This is a genomic window from Ancylobacter moscoviensis, from assembly GCF_007559435.1.
In the GTDB taxonomy this organism is placed as follows: domain Bacteria; phylum Pseudomonadota; class Alphaproteobacteria; order Rhizobiales; family Xanthobacteraceae; genus Ancylobacter; species Ancylobacter moscoviensis.
The window spans coordinates 296,734-315,864 of sequence record NZ_VMBP01000004.1 but is presented as its reverse complement, the minus strand read 5'-3'; the positions used below and the strand labels follow the sequence as shown (position 1 = coordinate 315,864).

Below are 19,131 nucleotides of genomic sequence, written 5' to 3'. Positions count from 1 at the left end.
ATGGCGGGTCGCACCATCACGCGCGCCGATTTGTGCGAGGCGGTATATCAGCGTGTCGGGCTTTCGCGCACCGAGTCGGCGGCGCTCGTCGAAACGGTTCTGTCCGAGATCGCCGATTGCGTGGCCCGGGGAGAGACGGTGAAGCTGTCCTCCTTCGGCTCCTTCGTGGTGCGCCAGAAGGGCGAGCGCGTCGGCCGCAACCCGAAGACCGGCGAGGAAGTGCCGATCGCGCCGCGCCGTGTGATGGTCTTCAAGCCGTCCAACATTCTGAAGCAGCAGATCAACGCCGCCTCGCTCGAATCGTGAGCCTGCGGCAGGAGCAGATGAGCGTGGAGAAAGGCCCGGACGCCTTCCGCACGATCAGCGAGGTCGCTGAAGATCTCGATCTGCCTCAGCACGTCCTGCGTTTCTGGGAAACCCGCTTCCCGCAGATCCGCCCGCTGAAGCGCGGCGGCGGGCGGCGCTATTATCGCCCGGACGATGTCGAGCTGCTGCGCGGCGTGCGCCACCTGCTCTACGGGGAGGGCTACACGATCCGCGGCGTCCAGCGCATCCTCAAGGAGGAAGGCCCGCGCTATGTGCAGGCCATCTGGCGCGACGCCGAGGCGGAAGCCCGCGCGGCCGCCGAGCTGGACGAGCGCGAGGAACGGGCAGGGCGCCACGCCACCGTCGACGCCGGCCATCCCGGCCGCGCTCGCGAGGCCGAGCCGCCGCGTTCCGGGCCGCTCAGCGGCATCCTGAACCTTCTTCCCACGCGCCAGCGCGAGCCGGTCGAGGAGCCGTCGCCGCGTCGCGGCAAGCGCCGGCCCGAAAACGAGCCGGATCTTCTGGAACTGCCGCTGCTGCCCGACATGGCGCCGCAGAGCAAGCCGTCGCGGCAGGAACTGCAGCCCCGAGTCGAGCCCCCGCGCATGGATCCTCCGCGAGCGGAGCCGCCGCGCATGCCTCCGCCGCGCAGCGAGCCCCCCCTGCGTGCGGCGCCTCCGAGGCCCGAAGCCGAACAGGACCGGACCGACATGCCCGACCCGCGCCGTCTGCCGCCGCGCGAGCCGGCGCGCCTTGCCGAGTCGCGGCCCGCCGAGCCCCGCCCGGAAGGGCGCGCGGCCTTTCCGTTCCGCGCGGTCGCGCCGGAGCCGGATGCGGACGATTATGCCGATGATGTGGACTATGTGCCCGAGCGTTCCCGTCCGGCGCCTGTCGCGCCGCGGCCCGCCGAGCCGTCGCCGGTCAGCCGGGCGCCGCTGCGCGCGGACGGGGCACAGGAAAACGAGATCCCCGTCCGGGCGAAGCTGAGCCGCGACGACGTCCAGCGGCTCCAGGCCGCGCTCTACGAGCTTCAGGACTGCCGGCGCATACTCGATACCGCGCGCGCTCAGGGCTGAGCGCAGCGGGTAGTGCCGAAGAACGGGCGCACCTGCCGGCCGCGCCCATCATCCCCGTCTCAATCAATGACGGCGATATCGACCTTGGTGACGCCCCGCCGGCGGAACCCGAGTTCCTCTGCTGCGGCCGTCGACACGTCGATGATCCGGCCCCTCACGAAGGGACCGCGATCGTTGATCCGCACCACCACCGAACGGCCGTTGATCTTGTTGGTGACGCGGACCTTGGTGTTGAAGGGCAGGCTGCGATGCGCGGCCGTTAGTGCCTGCGCGTTGTGCCGCTCGCCATTCGCGGTGCGGCCGCCATACCCGTAATAGGACGCCGTTCCCGACGTCGCATAATTGCTTTTCTTGTCAGCAAGCGCGGCATTGCCGCCGGCGATAAAGATAACCCCCGCCGCGACTGCCGCGCCGGCGATCCGTCCCATTCCCCAAGCCGTCAATACCCTCGTCCTTCTCCAATTGCATCCGAGGATTGTGCATGGAAAGGAATTATGGCCGGAGGATCACGACAATATGGCTATAATGGGATCGGCCGAACGTGTCGTAGCGTACAGCATAAGAAACAACACAGGCATAGTCACGATCGACTTGGTCCAATCCCCAAGATGAATCGTGATATTTCGACAATCGCACAAAATTCTAGCCTCCATGCCAAACGCTTGATTTTTCGCATCGAACGAACCGCTGCGGGAGATGGCGGCAATTGCTGGAACGCTTCCGCCGGCCCTATTCTCGGCCGAAAGCTGCGATGGATTCACCGCGTCCGGCGGTGCTAAGGAGCGCGGCGAAACGACAGGCCTCGACAGGGAGCGTCACCATGGCGACCAAGGATATCCGCAAGGCTCAGCAGCCGGTCACGGAGGAGGTCGCGCATGTGCTGCGGACCCTCGGCGTGCCGGATTCGAGCTGGCGGAACGGCACCCGTCCCGTGCGCTCGCCGATCACCGGCGAGGTGGTCGCCCATGCCGCCGAGGCCAGCGCCAGGGACGTCGCCCACGCCGTCGACCGCTCCATCGCCGCCTTCGAGGCGTGGCGCACCGTCCCGGCACCGCGCCGGGGCGAGCTCGTTCGCCTGCTGGGCGAGGAACTGCGCGCCCACAAGGCCGAGCTCGGCCGGCTGGTGACGCTGGAAGCCGGCAAGATCGTCTCCGAGGGCCTCGGCGAGGTGCAGGAGATGATCGACATCTGCGACTTCGCCGTCGGCCTCTCCCGCCAGCTCTACGGCCTCACCATCGCGTCCGAGCGGCCCGGCCACCGAATGATGGAAAGCTGGCACCCGGTCGGGCCCGTCGGCATCATCACCGCCTTCAATTTCCCCGTGGCCGTGTGGTCGTGGAATGCCGCCCTGGCGCTCGTCTGCGGCGACAGCGTGCTGTGGAAGCCCTCCGAGAAGACCCCGCTGACCGCTCTCGCGGTGCAGGCCCTGTTCGAGCGGGCCGCTGTCGCCTTCGGCGGCGCGCCGGAAGGCCTGTCGCAGCTTCTGGTCGGCGGCGCCGAAGTCGGCGCGGCGCTGACCGACGACACCCGCGTGCCGGTCATCTCGGCCACCGGCTCGACCCGCATGGGCCGCATCGTCGGCGAGCGCGTCGCACGCCGCTTCGGCCGGTCGATCCTCGAACTCGGCGGCAACAACGCCGCCATCGTCTGCCCTTCGGCGGACCTCGATCTCGCGCTGCGCGGCATCGCCTTCGCCGCGATGGGCACCGCCGGGCAGCGCTGCACCACGCTGCGCCGCCTCATCGTGAACGAGGGCGTCTACGAGACGCTGATCCCGCGTCTCGCCAGGGCCTACGGCTCGGTCGGCATCGGCGATCCGCGCGAGGCCGGCACGCTCATCGGGCCGCTGATCGACGCCACCGCCTATGAGGGCATGCAGAAGGCCCTTGCCGAGGCCCGTGCCGCGGGAGCGCGGATCCATGGCGGCGAGCGCGTGCTCGCGGCGGAATGGCCGGACGCCTACTACGTCCGCCCGGCACTGGTGGAGATCGATTCGCAGATCGACATCGTGAAGCACGAGACCTTCGCGCCGATTCTCTATGTGCTGCGCTGCGCCGGTCTGCCCGAGGCGATCAAGCTGCACAACGCCGTGCCGCAGGGCCTGTCGTCGTCGATCTTCACCAACGACTTGCGCGAGGCCGAGACCTTCCTGTCGGCGGAGGGCTCTGACTGCGGCATCGCCAACGTCAATATCGGTCCGTCCGGCGCCGAGATCGGCGGCGCGTTCGGCGGCGAGAAGGAGACCGGCGGCGGTCGCGAATCCGGCTCCGACGCGTGGAAAGCCTATATGCGGCGCGCCACCAACACCATCAATTACTCGCGCGCCTTGCCGCTCGCTCAGGGCGTGTCGTTCGACATCGACTGATCGGGAGACGCCGGCTCCGGCGACCAGAAGCGCACGACCTCGTCAAGGGCCGGCCGCGGCCGGTCCTCGTTTGCCTGCACCGGCCTGCCCACATGGATGAAGCCGGCCACCTTCTCCTGCGCCGTCAGACCGAGGAGGGCGGCGGCCTCCGGGTCGCGGCCGGGCCATTTCAGCAGCCATTGCGTGGCGAAGCCGAGCGCCGAGGCGGCAACGGTGAGCGCCATGCCCGCCGCCCCGGCCGAAAGCATCTGATTCCACTCCGGCACCTTGGCCGCGGCATCGGGCCGGCTGACCAGCACGACCGTCAGCGGCGCGCGCATCATGTAGAGCGTCCACATATCCGCCTTGGCCGCCGGCAGGCCGGGATTCTGCCGGGCATAGAGGGCATCGAGCCTTTCGCCCAGCACGCGGCGGGCATCTCCCTCGACGACGATGAAGCGCCAGGGAACGAGCCTTCCGTGATCCGGCACCCGCGTGGAGAGCCGCAACAAGCGCTCCAGTTCCTCCGGCGTCGGTCCCGGCTCGACGAGGCCGCGCAGCGGCGCCGAGCGGCGCGCTTCGAGCCTTGCCAGCATTTCCTCCGACGTCGGTACGGCGAGCGGCCCGGCATCGGCGGGAGGGTCGACCGATGGATGATGGCCATGCGCGTGATGATTCATGGCGATGGCTCCTCCGCGTCCCCGTGTCGCCCCATCATAGGGCGGCCCTGCCGAATCCACACCCCGGCCTGATACGAGGCGCCCTTGCCGCTGTGTGGGCCCGCTCTACTTACAGCGGCAATCCGGTGTGGAGCCCTGCATGAGTCTCTTCATCCGCATCGTCTTCGCCATCGCCGCCTGCGCCCTCATGGCCGTCGCCGCCGTCCTGCTGGTCTACGCCCCCTATGTGGTCCTGCGCGACAGTCTGGCGGGGACGGCGGTACTCCACGAATCTCTGCTGGGCGTGGTGGGCTATCTCATCGTCGCCATCGCCCTGTTCGACGTGGCGAAGTATTTCTTTGAGGAAGAGGTGCCAGCCGGCCGCGAGCGGCGGTCAGCGGGCGATGCCCGGCGCGGGCTCACCAAATTCATCTCCACCATCATCATCGCGATCTTCCTCGAAGCGCTCGTGCTGATCTTCGAAACCGCGCGCGATGATGTGACGGAGGTGAAATACGCCGCGCTTCTCGTGCTCGCCGGCTGCGTGACGCTGGTCTCGCTCGGTCTGTTCCAGCGGCTGAGCGCCTCCGTAGAACAGACGGTCGGCCCCGAGCCCGATACGAAGGACGAGGAAAAGCAGAGCCCGAAAGACGCCGGCCGGCTTGCATCATGACCGGCAAATGGCTACAGAGACGGCGCCTCACGGCGTCGGAGCGTAGCGCAGCCCGGTTAGCGCACTAGTCTGGGGGACTAGGGGTCGGAGGTTCAAATCCTCTCGCTCCGACCATTCCATCTCTTTCCGTTTTAACACGGTGGAAACCATGACGGTGCCTAATGGGCACCATGATGGATCCGAACGACATCTCCGTGAACACGGTGGCGCCGTCGCCCGATGAGGCGAACGTGGAGCCGGGAGATGCGATTCGGACAGCCGGCACGCTGCGGCATCTGCGCCGTCTCCTGTTCGGACCCGCCATCGCCGCCTTGCTCGTTGCCGGCGCGACCAGCCAGATCGCAACGCCGCGTTACACGGCGCAGGCCCGTGTGTGGAGCGATCATCGCAGCTTCGCCGCAGGTCGGGACGGCGTGCAGGTGCTCTCCTCGCGTGAGTTCGCCCGGCAGGTCATCGAAAGCCACAACCTCGCGGCGCGACTCGCCAATCCGCTGGGTGAGCCGGCCAATGCGCTGTCCGGCGCGGTAAGTCTCGCCGGCTTCGCCGCGCCGCCCGAGCCCATGCCCGCCTCGCGCGAGGCGCTGGCACTGCGCACGATCGAACGTGGCCTGAGCGTGCGCGACGCGGGGAATGGTCAGATCGCCGTCGATTTTGTCTCGCCCGACCCGCGTCTTTCCGCCGATGTCGCCAACGCCTTCGCCAGAAACTACCTCGAGCTGCGCGAGACTCGCGGTCCGTTCAGCATGGACCCGAACGGCGCGACGGCCGCGCCGTCTCCGGCGCCGGTGCGAATCATCGCCTCGGCGGTGCCCTCGACATCGGCGCGCTGGCCAACCCCGCTGATCTCCAGCCTCGCCACCGGCATCGGCACCTTCCTGCTCGTCCTCGGCTTTCAGGCGTTCGCCCGCCGGCGTGCCTCCACTGGTGGGCAGGAGATCGGTGCCGTGCCCATGCCGGAACTGGCGCCGCAGACGATGCAGCATCTGCCATGGATCGGCGCCGCGACTGGCGACTATGCGGACGAGACGGAGAGCCCGAGGCCGTTCCGGCGCTTCTCGCGCGAGCGGGAGCTCGCGGACCTCTCGCGCCTCGTCGAGCTGCGCGGTGAGGCGGCTCGCCTCGTCATCGTGACCGGCGCAACGGCGGATGAAGGTATCGCCCGCTGCGCCATCTCGCTCGGCCGGTCGCTGTCCGGCGCGGCCGAACGGCGCGTGGTCATCGTCTGCCTCGATGTCGCCGCTGAGCCGCTGGATGCGCTGGCGGCCGATCCCCGCGCACCGGGCCTCACCGACCTGCTGTTCGGCGTCGCCAGCTTCTCCGACGCGATTCACCGCGAGAACGGCTCGCGCTGCCACGTCATCCCGCCCGGACGCGGCGCGCGCGAGGCGAGCGGCCTCGTCGCCTCCGACCGGCTGCCGCTGATCCTCACCGCCCTCAAGCAGACCTATGACCACGTCGTCGTCGCCGCGCCGCCGCTCGGGCGGACGGAAGGCGCCGAGCGTATCGCCGCGCTCGACCCGACGACGATACTGGTGACGCACCCCGGCGCCATGGCCACCGATGCGGTGCAGGCCTTCGATGCGCTGGCAGCTCAGGGGTTCGGCGATATCGCCATGGTGACCTTCACGCCGGAGACCGAGGCCGGCAGCCTGCCACGCGCCGCGTAACGCCGATTCTCAGAGCGTGTCCGGCTTGCGGTCGTGCTTCTGCATCCAGCGGATCAACCAGGCCGCCGGCACGATCCAGCCGATCCCCAGCAGCGCATAGGCGACGAACTGCCAGAAGCCGGGCAGGGTGGTGACGCGCCCCTGCGCCAATGCCATGGCGCCGAGCGACCAGCACACTACCAGCACCACCATCAGCACCGTGCCGATGAACTTGCGCAGGCGGGCGGACATGCCAGGGCGCTGATCGGTCATGCTCGTACTCCGTCTGGACGGCGCTTGCGCGCGGGACAAAGAGTCCCGTTGCGCCCGGGCGCCCGCCTCTATATCGCTCGCGGCGCCCGGGAGGAAGTCGCCCGGCGCGGGACGGCCGGTGGGGCTGGCGGCCGTCATTGCAGGGAGCGCGTGCAATGGCCCTCGATCAACTCGCCACATCGCAGGATGGTGCCGCGGCGCCGCTCGCCGCCGACCGATTGCGGCCGGTCCGACTCTGGCTGTGGTTCGTCGCGGCGCTGATCGTGCTGATGGTGGTCGTGGGCGGCGCCACGCGGCTCACCGAATCCGGTCTTTCCATCACCGAGTGGAAGCCGGTGACCGGCACGCTGCCGCCGCTGAGCGCGGAAGCGTGGCAGGCCGAGTTCGACAAGTACCGGCAGATCCCGCAATACCAGCAGATCAACCGGGGCATGAGCCTCGAGGAGTTCAAGTACATCTTCTGGTGGGAGTGGGGGCATCGGCTGCTCGGCCGCCTCATCGGCTTCGTGTTCCTGCTGCCCTTCCTGTTCTTTCTCTGGCGCGGGCTGGTCGACCGCGCGCTCGGCTGGAAGCTCTCCGGCCTGTTCGTGCTCGGCGGCCTGCAAGGCGCCGTCGGCTGGTGGATGGTCGCCTCGGGGCTGGTGAACCGGGTCGATGTCAGCCAGTACCGCCTCGCCACCCATCTGACGCTCGCCTGCATCATCCTCGCCGCCACGGCGGCGGTCGCGACCTCGCTCAAGCCGGCGGCCGAGCGGCGAGCGTCATCGGACTGGCTGCGCGGCTATGCCCGCATCCTGTTCGGCGCCGTGCTTCTGCAGATCTTCCTCGGCGGCCTCGTCGCCGGCCTCGACGCCGGGCTGACCTATACGACCTGGCCGCTGATGGACGGCCATCTGGTCCCGCCGATGGCCAATCTCTTCGTTCAGCAGCCGGCGTGGCGGAATTTCTTCGAGAACGTCCTCACCGTGCAGTTCAACCACCGTCTGGTGGCTTACGCGCTGTTCGCGCTGGCGCTCGGCCATTGGCTCAGCGCGCGGCGGGTGGGCGGCATGGTCGCCCGTCGCGCCCTGCTCATCCTCGGCCTTGTGGCGGCGCAGGCCACACTCGGCATCCTGACGCTGATCTATCAGGTACCGATCGACATCGCGCTGGCGCACCAGTTCGGCGCGACGATCGTGCTGATCGCCGTGACGGTGAATCTCGTGCGATTGCGGCAGGATGCCTAGCGCTCCTTGAGCGATACATACTCACCCTAAGGAGTCGACTCCGCCTGGCTCTCAGAAGCGGCAGGCGACATCTTTGACCGTCATCCCCAGGCTTGGCCCGGGGATCTACGACTTTGCCGGTGCGCCGGGGCTCAAGGCGTGGATGGCCGGGTCAAGCCCGGCCATGACGTGTCTCCAAGCACTCCGGTCGCAGATTACGGGTCAGGCTCTGGGGTTCTTCCCAGTCTCGACGTCAGCCCGGCCGAAGCCGACGTGTATCTGGGATCGCTCTCCATTCTGCACGCGATCCCGGATACGGCCTGACGACCGTTCCGGGATGACGCTTCAGGGGATGGAGACGGACGCGCCCCCGCGCTACTCCGCCGCGCTGCGAGGTTTCATCGGCCGGCGCTCCAGTACCTCCGCGAGGAAGCGGCCGGTATGGCTGCGCTCGCTCCTGGCGATCACTTCCGGCGGCCCCGCCGCGACGATCTCGCCGCCGCCGTCGCCGCCTTCCGGGCCGAGGTCGATCACCCAGTCGGCGGTCTTGATGACCTCGAGATTGTGCTCGATCACCACCACCGTGTTGCCCTGCTCGACCAGTTCGTGCAGCACTTCCAGCAGCTTGGCGACGTCGTGGAAATGCAGGCCGGTGGTCGGCTCGTCGAGGATGTAGAGCGTGCGCCCGGTAGCCCGGCGCGACAGCTCCTTGGAGAGCTTCACGCGCTGCGCCTCGCCGCCCGACAGTGTGTTCGCCTGCTGGCCGACATGGATGTAGCCGAGGCCGACACGCGAGAGCGTCTCCAGCTTCTCGCGCACCGCCGGCACCGCCTTGAAGAACTCCGCCCCTTCGTCGACCGTCATGTCGAGCACGTCGGCGATGGACTTGTTCTTGAAGGTGACTTCCAGCGTCTCGCGGTTGTAGCGCTTGCCCTTGCAGACGTCGCAGGTGACGTAGACGTCGGGCAGGAAGTGCATCTCGATCTTGATGACGCCGTCGCCCTGGCAAGCCTCGCAGCGCCCGCCCTTCACGTTGAAGGAGAAGCGCCCCGGCCCGTAGCCGCGCGCCTTCGCCTCCGGCAGGCCGGAGAACCATTCGCGGATCGGCGTGAAGGCGCCGGTATAGGTCGCCGGGTTCGAGCGCGGGGTGCGCCCGATCGGCGACTGGTCGATGTCGATCACCTTGTCGAGATGTTCCAGCCCCTCGATGCCGTCATGGGGAGCCGGCGGTTCGGAGGCACCGTTCAGCCGGCGCGCCACCGCCTTGTAGAGCGTGTCGATCAACAGGGTCGACTTGCCGCCACCCGACACGCCGGTGACGGCCGTGAACAGGCCCAGCGGGATCGATGCCGTGACGTTCTTCAGGTTGTTGCCCCGCGCATTGACCACGCGAAGCATCCGCTTCGGGTTCGGCTTGCGCCGCTTGGGCACCGGCACGGTCATCTCGCCGGTCAGGTACTTGCCGGTGAGGGAGTTCGGGTTAGCGAGGATCTCCGGCGGCGTGCCCTGGGCGACGATCCGCCCACCATGCACGCCGGCGCCGGGACCGACATCGACCACATAGTCCGCGGCGAGGATGGCATCCTCATCATGCTCGACCACCACCACCGTGTTGCCGAGGTCGCGCAACCGCTTCAGCGTACCGAGCAGCCGCTCATTGTCGCGCTGGTGCAGGCCGATGGACGGCTCGTCCAGCACGTAGAGCACGCCGGTCAGCCCTGAGCCGATCTGCGAGGCGAGGCGGATGCGCTGGCTCTCGCCGCCCGACAGCGTGCCGGACGCCCGGGCGAGCGTGAGATAATCGAGACCGACATCGAGCAGGAAGGCAAGCCGCTCGCGGATCTCCTTGAGGATGCGTACCGCGATCTCGTTCTGCTTCTCGGTGAGCTGGCCGGGCAGGGCGGCGAACCAGTCGAGGGCATGCCGCACCGAAAGCTCCGCCGCCTGCCCGATGTGCCGGCCGGCGATCTTCACCGCAAGCGCCTCGGGCTTGAGCCGGTAACCGTTGCAGGCAGCGCAGGGCACGGCGGAAAAATACTTGCCGATCTCCTCGCGCGCCCAGTCGCTCTCGGTCTCGCGCCAGCGGCGCTCCAGGTTGGTGACGATGCCCTCGAAGGTCTTCACCGTCTCATAGGCACGCATGCCGTCGTCATAGACGAAGCGGATGGTCTCCGCGCCCGAGCCATGCAGGATCACGTCCCGCACTTTCTCCGGCAGCTCCGACCACGCCAACGTAAGCTTGAAGCCGTAGTGGCGGGCCAACGCATCCAGCGTCTGGCCGTAATAGGGCGAAGTCGACTTCGCCCATGGCGCGATGGCGCCCTGCTTGAGCGTGCGCGTTTTCTCCGGCACCACGAGGTCCGGGTCGATCTTGCTTTCATGGCCGAGGCCATCGCAGACCGGGCAGGCGCCGAACGGGTTGTTGAAGGAGAACAGCCGCGGCTCGATCTCGGGGATGGTGAAGCCGGAGACCGGGCAGGCGAACTTCTCCGAGAAGACGATGCGGCGCGGCTCGCCGTTCTCCTCCTTCTCGTCCGCGAACTCGATCACGGCGATGCCGTCGGCAAGGCCGAGCGCGGTCTCGAAGGAATCCGCGAGGCGGCTGGCGATGTCCGGCCGCACGACGAGGCGGTCCACCACCACGTCGATGTCGTGCTTGAACTTCTTGTCGAGCGCGGGGGCGTCGGCGATCTCGTAGAACTCGCCGTCCACCTTGACGCGCTGGAAGCCCTTCTTCTGGAATTCCGCGAGCTCCTTGCGGTATTCGCCCTTTCGCCCGCGCACCACGGGGGCAAGCAGATAGAGCCGCGTCTTCTCCGGCAGGGCCAGCACGCGGTCCACCATCTGGCTGACCGTCTGGCTCTCGATCGGCAGCCCGGTAGCGGGCGAATAGGGCACGCCGACACGCGCCCAGAGCAGGCGCATATAGTCGTAGATCTCGGTCACCGTGCCGACGGTCGAGCGCGGATTCTTCGAGGTGGTCTTCTGCTCGATGGAGATGGCCGGCGACAGGCCGTCGATCTGGTCGACGTCCGGCTTCTGCATCATCTCCAGGAATTGCCGCGCATAGGCCGACAGGCTCTCGACATAGCGTCGCTGCCCCTCGGCATAGATGGTATCGAAGGCGAGCGACGACTTGCCCGAACCGGAAAGCCCGGTGAACACCACCAGGCTGTCGCGCGGGATCTCGAGGTCGACATTCTTCAGATTGTGCTCGCGCGCGCCACGTATCGTGATCGAACGGGCGTCGCGGCGCGGCAAATCCACGCGGTCCTTCATTCCGAACTCTTCTCGCCGGTGTTTTTAACGGGCGGCTACGCCGGGTGGTGCATCTTCCGGGGCGGCGCCCGTCCCGGCGAGGGGTCAGCCCCCGACGCCGTGCAGCGCCGCCGCGAGACCGGCCGCCGCGATCATCCCGCCGGCTACGGCGAGAATGGCGCGGCGGACGAGCGCCTGACGGGCTTCCTCGGCGCGGATGGCGATGGCGCGGGCGCGCGGACGGTTGCGCAACTGGGTCATGATGGGACTAAGCTCCCTTGAGAACGCAAAGCTAACATAGTCTCGCTCCCGCGCTGTGCAATGCGCGACTCGTTCACTTGCACCACCCTAATCATAATGCTAGGAACATAACAAGAACGATCGCTGTACTGGATGTTCCGGCGTTTTCTCCCGGGCGTACGGGGTGGAAGGCCGCGCGGCGCAAGGTGTGGACAAGGGTCCCGGCGCAGGGCGCGGGCCGGGGGCTGCTGGTTTAAGATGCGTTCCCTTATGCAAGCGCACGCCACGGCGGGCGTCCCACTGTTTCGGAGGACAAGATGGCGGGCAGCGTCAACAAGGTGATCCTGATCGGCAATCTCGGCCGCGATCCGGAGGTGCGCACGTTCCAGAATGGCGGACGGGTCTGCAACCTGCGCATCGCCACCTCCGAGACCTGGCGCGACAAGGCGACCGGCGAGCGCAAGGAGCGCACCGAGTGGCACAGCGTGGTGATCTTCAATGAAAACCTGCTGCGCGTGGCCGAACAGTATCTGCGCAAGGGCACCAAGGTTTACATCGAGGGCCAGCTCGAAACCCGCAAGGCCACCGACCAGTCGGGCGCCGAGCGCTACTTCACCGAGGTCGTGCTGCGTCCGTTCCGCGGCGAGCTGACCATTCTCGACAGCCGTAGCGGCGGATCCTCCGAAGGGGGTGACGAGTACGGCGCCGGCGGCAGCGATTTCGGCTCCGGTGGCGGGAACTTCGGTGGTGGCTCGGGTGGTGGGCGCTCCTTCGGCGGCGACCGCAAGCCGGCGGCGGCCGTGGGTGGTGGCAGCAGCGGCGGCAAGTTCGGCGGAGGTGGCGGCGGCGACCTCGACGACGAGATCCCGTTCTGACGTTCCGGGACTGACGCGCAGGGCCCCGTGACCCTCGCCCCGCTGCTCGACGCCTCGCTGGCGATCCGCATCCATGCCTTCGCCGCCCTCGCGGCGCTGGCGTTGGGAGCGGTTCAACTCGCCGCACCCAAGGGTACGCTGCCGCACCGCGGCCTCGGTTGGCTGTGGGCGGCGCTGATGGCGACGGTCGCGCTCTCGTCCTTCTGGATCCACGAGATGCGCTGGTTCGGGCCGTTCGGGCCCATCCATCTTCTCTCGCTCTACGTCGTCTGGGCGCTGCCGTGCGCGCTGTTCCGCGCGCATCGCCACGACGTCGCCCGTCACGCGGCGGGCATGCAGGGCCTGTTCCTCGGCGGGTTGGTGCTGGCCGGGCTGTTCACCCTCTGGCCGGGCCGCATCATGCATCAGGTGCTGTTCGGCAATTGAGCCGGCCGATCAGGCGAGGAAGGCGGCGCGGATTCCGTCGATCACGAACTGCACCGCCAGCGCCGCCAGCACGATGCCGAGCAGGCGCGAGAGGATGACGTTGCCGGTGACGCCGAGCAGGCGGTCCATCCGCTCCGCCGCGCGGAAGACCGCGAGACAGCTCGCCACCACCAGCAGGGTGATCACGAACAGCGCCAGCAGCCGCACCGGATCGCCCTTCGCCTCGCCGGCGAGCAGCAGCATGGCGGTAATGGCGCCGGGGCCCGCCATCAGCGGTATGGCGAGCGGGAACACCGCCAGCGTGCGCAGCAGCTTCTCGCGCTGGGCCACCTCGGAAGCATCGAACTTGCGCTCCGTGCGGCGCCCGAACACCATCTCGAAGGAGATCGTGAACAGCAGCAGCCCGCCGGCCATGCGGAAGGCGGGCAGGGTGATGCCCAGCGCCGCCAGCAGCGGCGCGCCGACAAGGCCAAAGACGACGAGGATGGCGAGCGCGATGGCCGAGGACCGCCACGCCACCAGCCGGCGCTCCTCGCCCGTCAGATCGGTGGTCACGGCAAGGAACAGCGGCGCGAGGCCGATGGGGTCGATGACGACCAGCATCGTCACCGCGGCCGAGAAAACGTAGTCCAGCACGATCCTGCCCGCCCCCGAAAGCCCGTCCGCACCCTATAAGACCGCGCCGCGCCAAGGCTGCCAAGGGGGCTTTCCTCCGACCCGGTGCTGGCCCGCCAGCGGGCGCGCGGACCATGCTTTTCCGCCCCTTTGCGAGGCGCCGGCGCCATGCTTCCGCCACGATCCGGCGACGCTGTGGAAACTTACCCGCAATCCTTTGATTTTAAACGGATTTTAAGGGCGCCGAAAAAGTCGTCCGACTGGCGCTTCCGGCCGGAATCGGCTACACAGGTGCACCTGTTCCGCAACCACGGAAAGTCGTTTCCTTGTCCGATTCCGATACGATCAAGCCGGAGGGCGGCGGCCCTTCGGATATCCGGCCCGTCTCGATCACCGAAGAACTGTCGCGCAGCTATCTCGATTACGCGATGAGCGTGATCGTCTCCCGCGCCCTGCCGGACGTGCGCGATGGCCTGAAGCCGGTGCATCGCCGCATCCTGTTCTCCATGCGCGAGAACAACTACACGCCGGATCGGCCGTACAACAAATCCGCCCGCGTCACCGGCGACACGATGGGTAAGTACCATCCGCACGGCAACCAGGCGATCTACGACGCGCTGGTGCGTCTGGCGCAGGACTTCTCCATGCGCCTGATGCTCGTGGACGGGCAGGGGAACTTCGGCTCCATCGACGGCGACCCGCCGGCGGCCGAGCGCTACACCGAGGTACGCCTCGCCAAGCCGGCGATGACGCTGCTGGACGACCTCGACAAGGACACCGTCGATTTCCAGGACAACTATGACGGGCGCGAGCAGGAGCCGACCGTGCTCCCGGCCCGCTTCCCGAACCTGCTGGTCAACGGCGCCGGCGGCATCGCCGTCGGCATGGCCACCAACATCCCGCCGCACAATCTCGGCGAGGTGGTGGATGCCTGCCTGGCGCTGATCGACGACCCGGCGCTCGATGTCGAGAAGCTGCTGGACTACATCCAGGGCCCGGACTTCCCGACCGGCGCGCTCATCCTCGGCCGCAGCGGCATCCGCCAGGCCTATCTGACCGGCCGTGGCTCCATCGTGATGCGCTCCCGCGCCACCATCGAGGAGCTGCGCAAGGACCGCGACGCCATCGTCGTCACCGAGATTCCCTACCAGGTGAACAAGGCGACGATGATCGAGCGCATCGCCGAGCTGGTGCGCGAGAAGCGGCTGGAAGGCATCGCCGAGATCCGCGACGAATCCTCCCGCGAGGGTCTGCGCGTCGTGTTCGAGATCAAGCGCGACGCCCAGGCGGACGTCGTGCTCAACAATCTCTACCGCATGACGGCGCTGCAGACCTCCTTCGGCGCCAACATGGTGGCGCTGAACGGCGGCAAGCCGGCGCTGATGACGCTGCACGACCTGCTGACCGCTTTCATCGCCTTCCGCGAGGACGTCGTTAGCCGGCGCACTAAATTCCTGCTGCGCAAGGCGCGCGAGCGGGCCCATGTATTGGTCGGTCTCGCCATCGCCGTCGCCAATATCGACGAGGTGATCCACACCATCCGCACCTCGCCGGATCCGGCGACCGCCCGCGAGGCGCTGATGACCCGCGACTGGCCGGCGATGGACGTCGCGCCGCTGATCGCGCTCATCGACGATCCGCGCCACAAGCTGGCGGCGGATAACACGTATCGCCTGTCGGCCGAGCAGGCCCGCGCGATCCTCGACCTGCGCCTGCAGCGCCTCACCGCTCTCGGCCGCGACGAGGTGGCGGACGAGCTCGACAAGATCGCGGTGGAGATCCGCGAATATCTCGACATTCTCGCCAGCCGCGAGCGCATCCGCGCCATCGTCAAGGACGAACTCATTACGGTCAAAGCCGAATTCGGCACCGACCGGAAGACCGAGATCACCGAGGCGGAAGGCGATTTCGAGGACGAGGATCTCATCGCCCGCGAGGACATGGTCGTCACGGTCTCGCATGCGGGCTATGTGAAGCGCGTGCCGCTCTCCACCTACCGGGCGCAGCGGCGTGGCGGCAAGGGTCGCTCGGCGATGCAGACCCGCGACGAGGATTTCGTCACCCGCCTCTTCGTCGCCTCCACCCACGCGCCGGTGCTGTTCTTCTCGTCCAAGGGGCAGGTCTACAAGCTCAAGGTCTGGCGCCTGCCGATCGCCGCGCCGCAGGCGCGCGGCAAGGCGCTGGTCAATATCCTGCCGCTGACCGAGGGCGAACGCATTACCTCCATCATGGCCCTGCCGGACGAGGAAACGTGGAGCCGGCTACAGATCATGTTCGCGACCACCGGAGGCACGGTGCGGCGCAACGAGCTGTCGGACTTCACCAATGTGAACCGCAACGGCAAGATCGCCATGAAGCTGGAGGAAGGCGAGGCGATCGCCGACGTCCAGCTCTGCACCGTGGCCGACGACGTGCTGCTCACCAGCGCCAATGGCCAGTGCATCCGTTTCCCCGTCACCGAAGTGCGCGTGTTCAAGGGCCGCGACTCCATGGGCGTGCGCGGCATCCAGCTTGAGGAGGGCGACCGCCTCATCTCGATGGCGATCATCCACCATGTCGACGCCACCGCCGAGGAGCGCACCGAGTACATCAAGCGCGCCAATGCCGTGCGTCGCGCGCAAAACGGTGCCGAGGCCGAGGACGTCGCAGACGTGGCGGACACCGAGGTCGAGGAGGCGCTGGAGGAGGGCGAGTCGGCCGCGGCCGGCGCCGCCAGCTTCGATCAGGCGCGTTACGTCACAATGAGCGCGGCCGAGCAGTTCATCCTCACCTTGTCGGAGAACGGCTACGGCAAGCGCACCTCGTCCTACGAGTACCGCACGACGCGGCGCGGCGGTAAGGGCATCGTCGCCATGGCGGTCAATGATCGCAACGGGCCGCTGATCGCGTCCTTCCCGGTGGAGGAAGCCGACCAGATCATGCTCGTCACAGATGGCGGCCAGCTCATCCGCTGCCCGGTCAACGGCATCCGCATCGTCGGACGCGGCAGCCAGGGCGTGATCGTGTTCAACACCGCCGACGACGAGAAGGTCGTCTCGGTCGAGCGCGTGAACGAGGAAGAAGGCGAGGACGACGAGGACCTCGGCGAGGAAGCGGCGGACTGATCGGCCCGCCGTCCTCATCCAATCAGCGAGGGAACGGCGCCATCGAGGCGCCGTTGCTTTTTGAGGATCACGCCATGCGTCGTCTCTGCGTCTTTCTCGGCTCCAATGCCGGCCATCGGGCGGATTATGCCGAGGCCGCCGTCGCCCTCGGCACGCTGCTGGCGCGGGAGGGCATCGGCCTCGTCTATGGCGGGGCCTCGGTCGGGCTCATGGGCCGGCTGGCCGATGCGGCGCTCGCCGCCGGTGGAGAGGTCATCGGCGTCATTCCGCGCGGTATCCTTGAGCGCGAGGTCGCCCACAAGGGGTTGGCGGACCTGCGCGTCGTCGGCTCCATGCACGAACGCAAGGCGCTGATGGCCGAGCTCGCGGACGGCTTCGTCGCCCTGCCCGGAGGCGTCGGCACGCTGGAGGAACTGTTCGAGGTCTGGACCTGGGCACAGCTCGGCAGCCACGAGAAGCCTTGCGCACTGCTCAACATCGCCGGCTATTACGACCGGCTGCTCGGCTTCCTCGACCACGTGGTCGGCGAGGGCTTCATGCGCGCGGCGCACCGCGACATGCTGCTGGTCGCAGACGAACCGTCTGCCCTGCTGGCGCGGCTGCGCGCCTATCGCGCGCCTCAGGTCACCAAATGGATTGGCCGCGAGGAGCGCTGAGCCGGCGGGCGGGCGGGGGCGACGGGCACACCGCATATACCGTATCGCTTGCGTCCGCAGCGGGAGGCCGCTAACCCTTGCCCCGCATCGAGAGGCTCCGCATGAGCGCCACGCGCACCGCCTTCTATCCCGGCTCGTTCGATCCGCCGACCAATGGCCATGTCGAGGTCGCGCGCGCCGCCGCCCGTCTCGTCGACCGGCTCGTGGTCGGTGTCGGCATCCATCCCGGGAAGGCGCCGCTGTTCAGCGCGCCCGAGCGGCTGGAGATGCTGCGCGAGGTCTTCGAGCCGATCGTCGCCGCCGAGGGCGCGCGCTTCGACTGCGTGACCTTCGACAATCTCGTGGTCGACGCCGCCGAGGCGCAGGGTGCGGGCCTGCTCATCCGCGGCCTGCGCGACGGCACCGATCTCGATTACGAGATGCAGATGGCCGGCATGAATGCGGTGTTGAAACCGCGGGTGCAGACCGTCTTCCTTCCCGCATCGCCCATTGCCCGCCCCATCACCGCCACTCTGGTCAGGCAGATCGCCGCCATGGGCGGCGACGTGTCCGCCTTCGTTCCGCCCGCCGTGCTGGCCCGGCTCCGGGCCCGGCTCGGGCGCGACGGCTAGCGGCGGGCCGCGGTCCGCCTTCGCTCAACGGAGTTCCATCGATGATCCGAAGCCTTATTGCCGCCTTCGCCCTCGTCGGCGCGCTGGCCGTCGCGGCGGTCTCGCCGGCGGCGGCGCAGGCCCCCAAGCTGCCGCCGAATGTCGATCCGCAGAACGCCATCATCATGCAGACCACCAAGGGACCGGTGGTCTTCGCCCTGCGCGCCGACCTCGCCCCGCAGCATGCCGAGCGCATCAAGACGCTGGCGCGCGAGGGCTATTACGACAACGTGCCGTTCCATCGCGTCATCGAAGGCTTCATGGCCCAGACCGGCGACGGACAGTACGGCAACGGCACAGGCGGCTCGCGCTATCCCAACCTGCCGGCCGAGTTCTCCAACGTGCCCTTCAAGCGCGGCACGGTGGGCATGGCCCGCGCCTCGAGCCCGAACAGCGCCAACTCGCAGTTCTTCATCACCTTCGGTGACGCTTCCTTCCTCAACGGCCAGTACACGGTCATCGGGCAGGTCGTCTCCGGCATGGAGAACGTCGACAAGATCAAGCGCGGCGAGCCGGTGCAGAACCCGGACAAGATCGTCTCGATGAAGGTCGCCGCCGACGTCAAGTGAGCGCGCGAGCACCGCACGCCGCCCCGCATTCTGAAGGAGAGAGAAAATGACCGACACCGCCGAGACCACGCTGCTGCTCGAAACCACGCAGGGGCCGGTCAAGATCCGCTTCCGCCCGGACCTCGCGCCCGGCCATGTCGCGCGCATCGCCGAGCTGGCGAAGCAGGGCTTCTATGACGGCGTGCCGTTCCACCGCGTCATCGAGGGCTTCATGGCCCAGACCGGCGATCCGACCGGCACCGGCCGCGGCGGCTCGGGCAAGAACCTGAAGGCCGAGTTCAACAAGGGCCGCCACGTGCGCGGCACCGTGTCGATGGCCCGCGCCCAGCACCCGGATTCGGGTGACAGCCAGTTCTTCATCTGCTTCGCCGACGCCGGCTTCCTCGACGGCCAGTACACCGTCTGGGGCGAGGTGATCGAGGGCATGGAGAACGTCGACAAGATCAAGCGCGGCGAGCCGGTGCAGAACCCGGACAAGATCGTCAAGGCGACCGTCTCCGCCTGATCGCCGGCCCATCCACAACGCTGTCCCGGACGCGCGCGAGCGCGCTCCGGG

18 protein-coding genes, 1 tRNA gene and 1 pseudogene are annotated in these 19,131 nt (G+C 68.1%); 14 read left to right on the top strand and 6 right to left on the bottom strand.

The features are described from left to right. Both FO470_RS13900 and FO470_RS19710 read left to right on the top strand, forming a co-directional pair. Positions 1 to 306, top strand: coding sequence for an integration host factor subunit alpha (locus FO470_RS13900; protein WP_144343558.1), 306 nt, complete (start codon positions 1 to 3; stop codon positions 304 to 306). Between the two features lie 23 nt (positions 307 to 329). Further along, positions 330 to 585 (top strand): annotated as a pseudogene (locus FO470_RS19710) (MerR family transcriptional regulator); the annotation flags it as partial. A gap of 856 nt (positions 586 to 1,441) precedes the next feature. Here FO470_RS19710 and FO470_RS13890 read toward each other — a convergent pair. Next, positions 1,442 to 1,810, bottom strand: a complete 369-nt coding sequence (locus FO470_RS13890) for a septal ring lytic transglycosylase RlpA family protein (RefSeq protein WP_144343556.1) — start codon at positions 1,808 to 1,810, stop codon at positions 1,442 to 1,444. Positions 1,811 to 2,202: 392 nt separating this feature from the next. Between FO470_RS13890 and amaB the strand changes: the two genes are divergently transcribed. Next, positions 2,203 to 3,747, top strand: a complete 1,545-nt coding sequence (gene amaB, locus FO470_RS13885) for an L-piperidine-6-carboxylate dehydrogenase (RefSeq protein WP_144343555.1) — start codon at positions 2,203 to 2,205, stop codon at positions 3,745 to 3,747. On the opposite strand, the gene FO470_RS13880 is transcribed toward amaB, so the two are convergent. Next, positions 3,720 to 4,406, bottom strand: a complete 687-nt coding sequence (locus FO470_RS13880; RefSeq protein WP_144343554.1) for a nitroreductase family protein — start codon at positions 4,404 to 4,406, stop codon at positions 3,720 to 3,722. The two genes, amaB and FO470_RS13880, sit on opposite strands and share 28 nt — an antisense overlap. Before the next feature lie 139 nt (positions 4,407 to 4,545). Here FO470_RS13880 and FO470_RS13875 point away from each other — a divergent pair, with 139 nt between their 5' ends. From FO470_RS13875 to FO470_RS13865, 3 genes are all read left to right on the top strand, one after another. Next, positions 4,546 to 5,058, top strand: coding sequence for a GNAT family acetyltransferase (locus FO470_RS13875; protein ID WP_144343553.1), 513 nt, complete (start codon positions 4,546 to 4,548; stop codon positions 5,056 to 5,058). A gap of 36 nt (positions 5,059 to 5,094) precedes the next feature. After that, positions 5,095 to 5,172, top strand: a tRNA-Pro gene (locus FO470_RS13870). A 47-nt stretch (positions 5,173 to 5,219) separates the two neighbouring features. Beyond that, on the top strand, positions 5,220 to 6,725 hold the full coding sequence (locus FO470_RS13865; protein ID WP_246659590.1) for a lipopolysaccharide biosynthesis protein: 1,506 nt from the start codon (positions 5,220 to 5,222) through the stop codon (positions 6,723 to 6,725). 9 nt (positions 6,726 to 6,734) lie between these two features. On the opposite strand, the gene FO470_RS13860 is transcribed toward FO470_RS13865, so the two are convergent. After that, a complete protein-coding gene (locus FO470_RS13860; RefSeq protein ID WP_144343552.1) occupies positions 6,735 to 6,977 on the bottom strand; it encodes a DUF2842 domain-containing protein in 243 nt (80 codons plus the stop codon). A 155-nt stretch (positions 6,978 to 7,132) separates the two neighbouring features. On the opposite strand from FO470_RS13860, the gene FO470_RS13855 reads away from it, so the two are divergent. Continuing rightward, positions 7,133 to 8,203 carry a COX15/CtaA family protein gene (locus tag FO470_RS13855; RefSeq protein WP_144343551.1) on the top strand — a complete coding sequence of 357 codons (1,071 nt, stop codon included), beginning with the start codon at positions 7,133 to 7,135 and terminating at the stop codon, positions 8,201 to 8,203. A gap of 354 nt (positions 8,204 to 8,557) precedes the next feature. Here the strand turns inward: FO470_RS13855 and uvrA are convergent, their stop codons facing one another. Together uvrA and FO470_RS19555 are read right to left on the bottom strand one after the other, a co-directional pair. Continuing rightward, entirely contained in the window at positions 8,558 to 11,461 is a 2,904-nt protein-coding gene (gene uvrA, locus FO470_RS13850) for an excinuclease ABC subunit UvrA (RefSeq protein WP_144343550.1), read from the bottom strand. Positions 11,462 to 11,545: 84 nt separating this feature from the next. Beyond that, positions 11,546 to 11,701, bottom strand: a complete 156-nt coding sequence (locus tag FO470_RS19555; RefSeq protein ID WP_186291960.1) for a hypothetical protein — start codon at positions 11,699 to 11,701, stop codon at positions 11,546 to 11,548. 296 nt (positions 11,702 to 11,997) lie between these two features. Here FO470_RS19555 and ssb point away from each other — a divergent pair, with 296 nt between their 5' ends. Beyond that, a complete protein-coding gene (gene ssb / locus FO470_RS13845; RefSeq protein WP_144343549.1) occupies positions 11,998 to 12,555 on the top strand; it encodes a single-stranded DNA-binding protein in 558 nt (185 codons plus the stop codon). A gap of 27 nt (positions 12,556 to 12,582) precedes the next feature. After that, positions 12,583 to 12,981, top strand: a complete 399-nt coding sequence (locus FO470_RS13840) for a DUF2306 domain-containing protein (protein WP_144343548.1) — start codon at positions 12,583 to 12,585, stop codon at positions 12,979 to 12,981. 9 nt (positions 12,982 to 12,990) lie between these two features. On the opposite strand, the gene FO470_RS13835 is transcribed toward FO470_RS13840, so the two are convergent. Further along, positions 12,991 to 13,617, bottom strand: coding sequence for a MarC family protein (locus FO470_RS13835; protein WP_144343547.1), 627 nt, complete (start codon positions 13,615 to 13,617; stop codon positions 12,991 to 12,993). A gap of 305 nt (positions 13,618 to 13,922) precedes the next feature. Here FO470_RS13835 and gyrA point away from each other — a divergent pair, with 305 nt between their 5' ends. From gyrA to FO470_RS13810, 5 genes are all read left to right on the top strand, one after another. Next, entirely contained in the window at positions 13,923 to 16,700 is a 2,778-nt protein-coding gene (gene gyrA, locus FO470_RS13830; RefSeq protein WP_186291959.1) for a DNA gyrase subunit A, read from the top strand. A 74-nt stretch (positions 16,701 to 16,774) separates the two neighbouring features. Beyond that, positions 16,775 to 17,356 (top strand): LOG family protein, encoded by a 582-nt coding sequence (locus tag FO470_RS13825; protein WP_144343546.1) that lies wholly within the window; start codon positions 16,775 to 16,777, stop codon positions 17,354 to 17,356. 101 nt (positions 17,357 to 17,457) lie between these two features. Continuing rightward, positions 17,458 to 17,967, top strand: coding sequence for a pantetheine-phosphate adenylyltransferase (gene coaD / locus FO470_RS13820; RefSeq protein WP_144343545.1), 510 nt, complete (start codon positions 17,458 to 17,460; stop codon positions 17,965 to 17,967). A gap of 41 nt (positions 17,968 to 18,008) precedes the next feature. Beyond that, entirely contained in the window at positions 18,009 to 18,575 is a 567-nt protein-coding gene (locus FO470_RS13815) for a peptidylprolyl isomerase (protein WP_144343544.1), read from the top strand. A 46-nt stretch (positions 18,576 to 18,621) separates the two neighbouring features. Further along, a complete protein-coding gene (locus FO470_RS13810) occupies positions 18,622 to 19,080 on the top strand; it encodes a peptidylprolyl isomerase (protein ID WP_144343543.1) in 459 nt (152 codons plus the stop codon). Positions 19,081 to 19,131 lie beyond the last annotated feature (51 nt).

Bases quoted from the DNA above. Each gene is read 5' to 3' on its own strand.
- FO470_RS13900 (WP_144343558.1), top strand. From the start codon at position 1: ATGGCGGGTCGCACCATCACGCGCGCCGATTTGTGCGAGGCGGTATAT.
- FO470_RS13890 (WP_144343556.1), bottom strand. From the start codon at position 1,810: ATGGGACGGATCGCCGGCGCGGCAGTCGCGGCGGGGGTTATCTTTATC.
- amaB (WP_144343555.1), top strand. From the start codon at position 2,203: ATGGCGACCAAGGATATCCGCAAGGCTCAGCAGCCGGTCACGGAGGAG.
- FO470_RS13880 (WP_144343554.1), bottom strand. From the start codon at position 4,406: ATGAATCATCACGCGCATGGCCATCATCCATCGGTCGACCCTCCCGCC.
- FO470_RS13875 (WP_144343553.1), top strand. From the start codon at position 4,546: ATGAGTCTCTTCATCCGCATCGTCTTCGCCATCGCCGCCTGCGCCCTC.
- FO470_RS13865 (WP_246659590.1), top strand. From the start codon at position 5,220: ATGGGCACCATGATGGATCCGAACGACATCTCCGTGAACACGGTGGCG.
- FO470_RS13860 (WP_144343552.1), bottom strand. From the start codon at position 6,977: ATGACCGATCAGCGCCCTGGCATGTCCGCCCGCCTGCGCAAGTTCATC.
- FO470_RS13855 (WP_144343551.1), top strand. From the start codon at position 7,133: ATGGCCCTCGATCAACTCGCCACATCGCAGGATGGTGCCGCGGCGCCG.
- uvrA (WP_144343550.1), bottom strand. From the start codon at position 11,461: ATGAAGGACCGCGTGGATTTGCCGCGCCGCGACGCCCGTTCGATCACG.
- FO470_RS19555 (WP_186291960.1), bottom strand. From the start codon at position 11,701: ATGACCCAGTTGCGCAACCGTCCGCGCGCCCGCGCCATCGCCATCCGC.
- ssb (WP_144343549.1), top strand. From the start codon at position 11,998: ATGGCGGGCAGCGTCAACAAGGTGATCCTGATCGGCAATCTCGGCCGC.
- FO470_RS13825 (WP_144343546.1), top strand. From the start codon at position 16,775: ATGCGTCGTCTCTGCGTCTTTCTCGGCTCCAATGCCGGCCATCGGGCG.
- coaD (WP_144343545.1), top strand. From the start codon at position 17,458: ATGAGCGCCACGCGCACCGCCTTCTATCCCGGCTCGTTCGATCCGCCG.
- FO470_RS13815 (WP_144343544.1), top strand. From the start codon at position 18,009: ATGATCCGAAGCCTTATTGCCGCCTTCGCCCTCGTCGGCGCGCTGGCC.
- FO470_RS13810 (WP_144343543.1), top strand. From the start codon at position 18,622: ATGACCGACACCGCCGAGACCACGCTGCTGCTCGAAACCACGCAGGGG.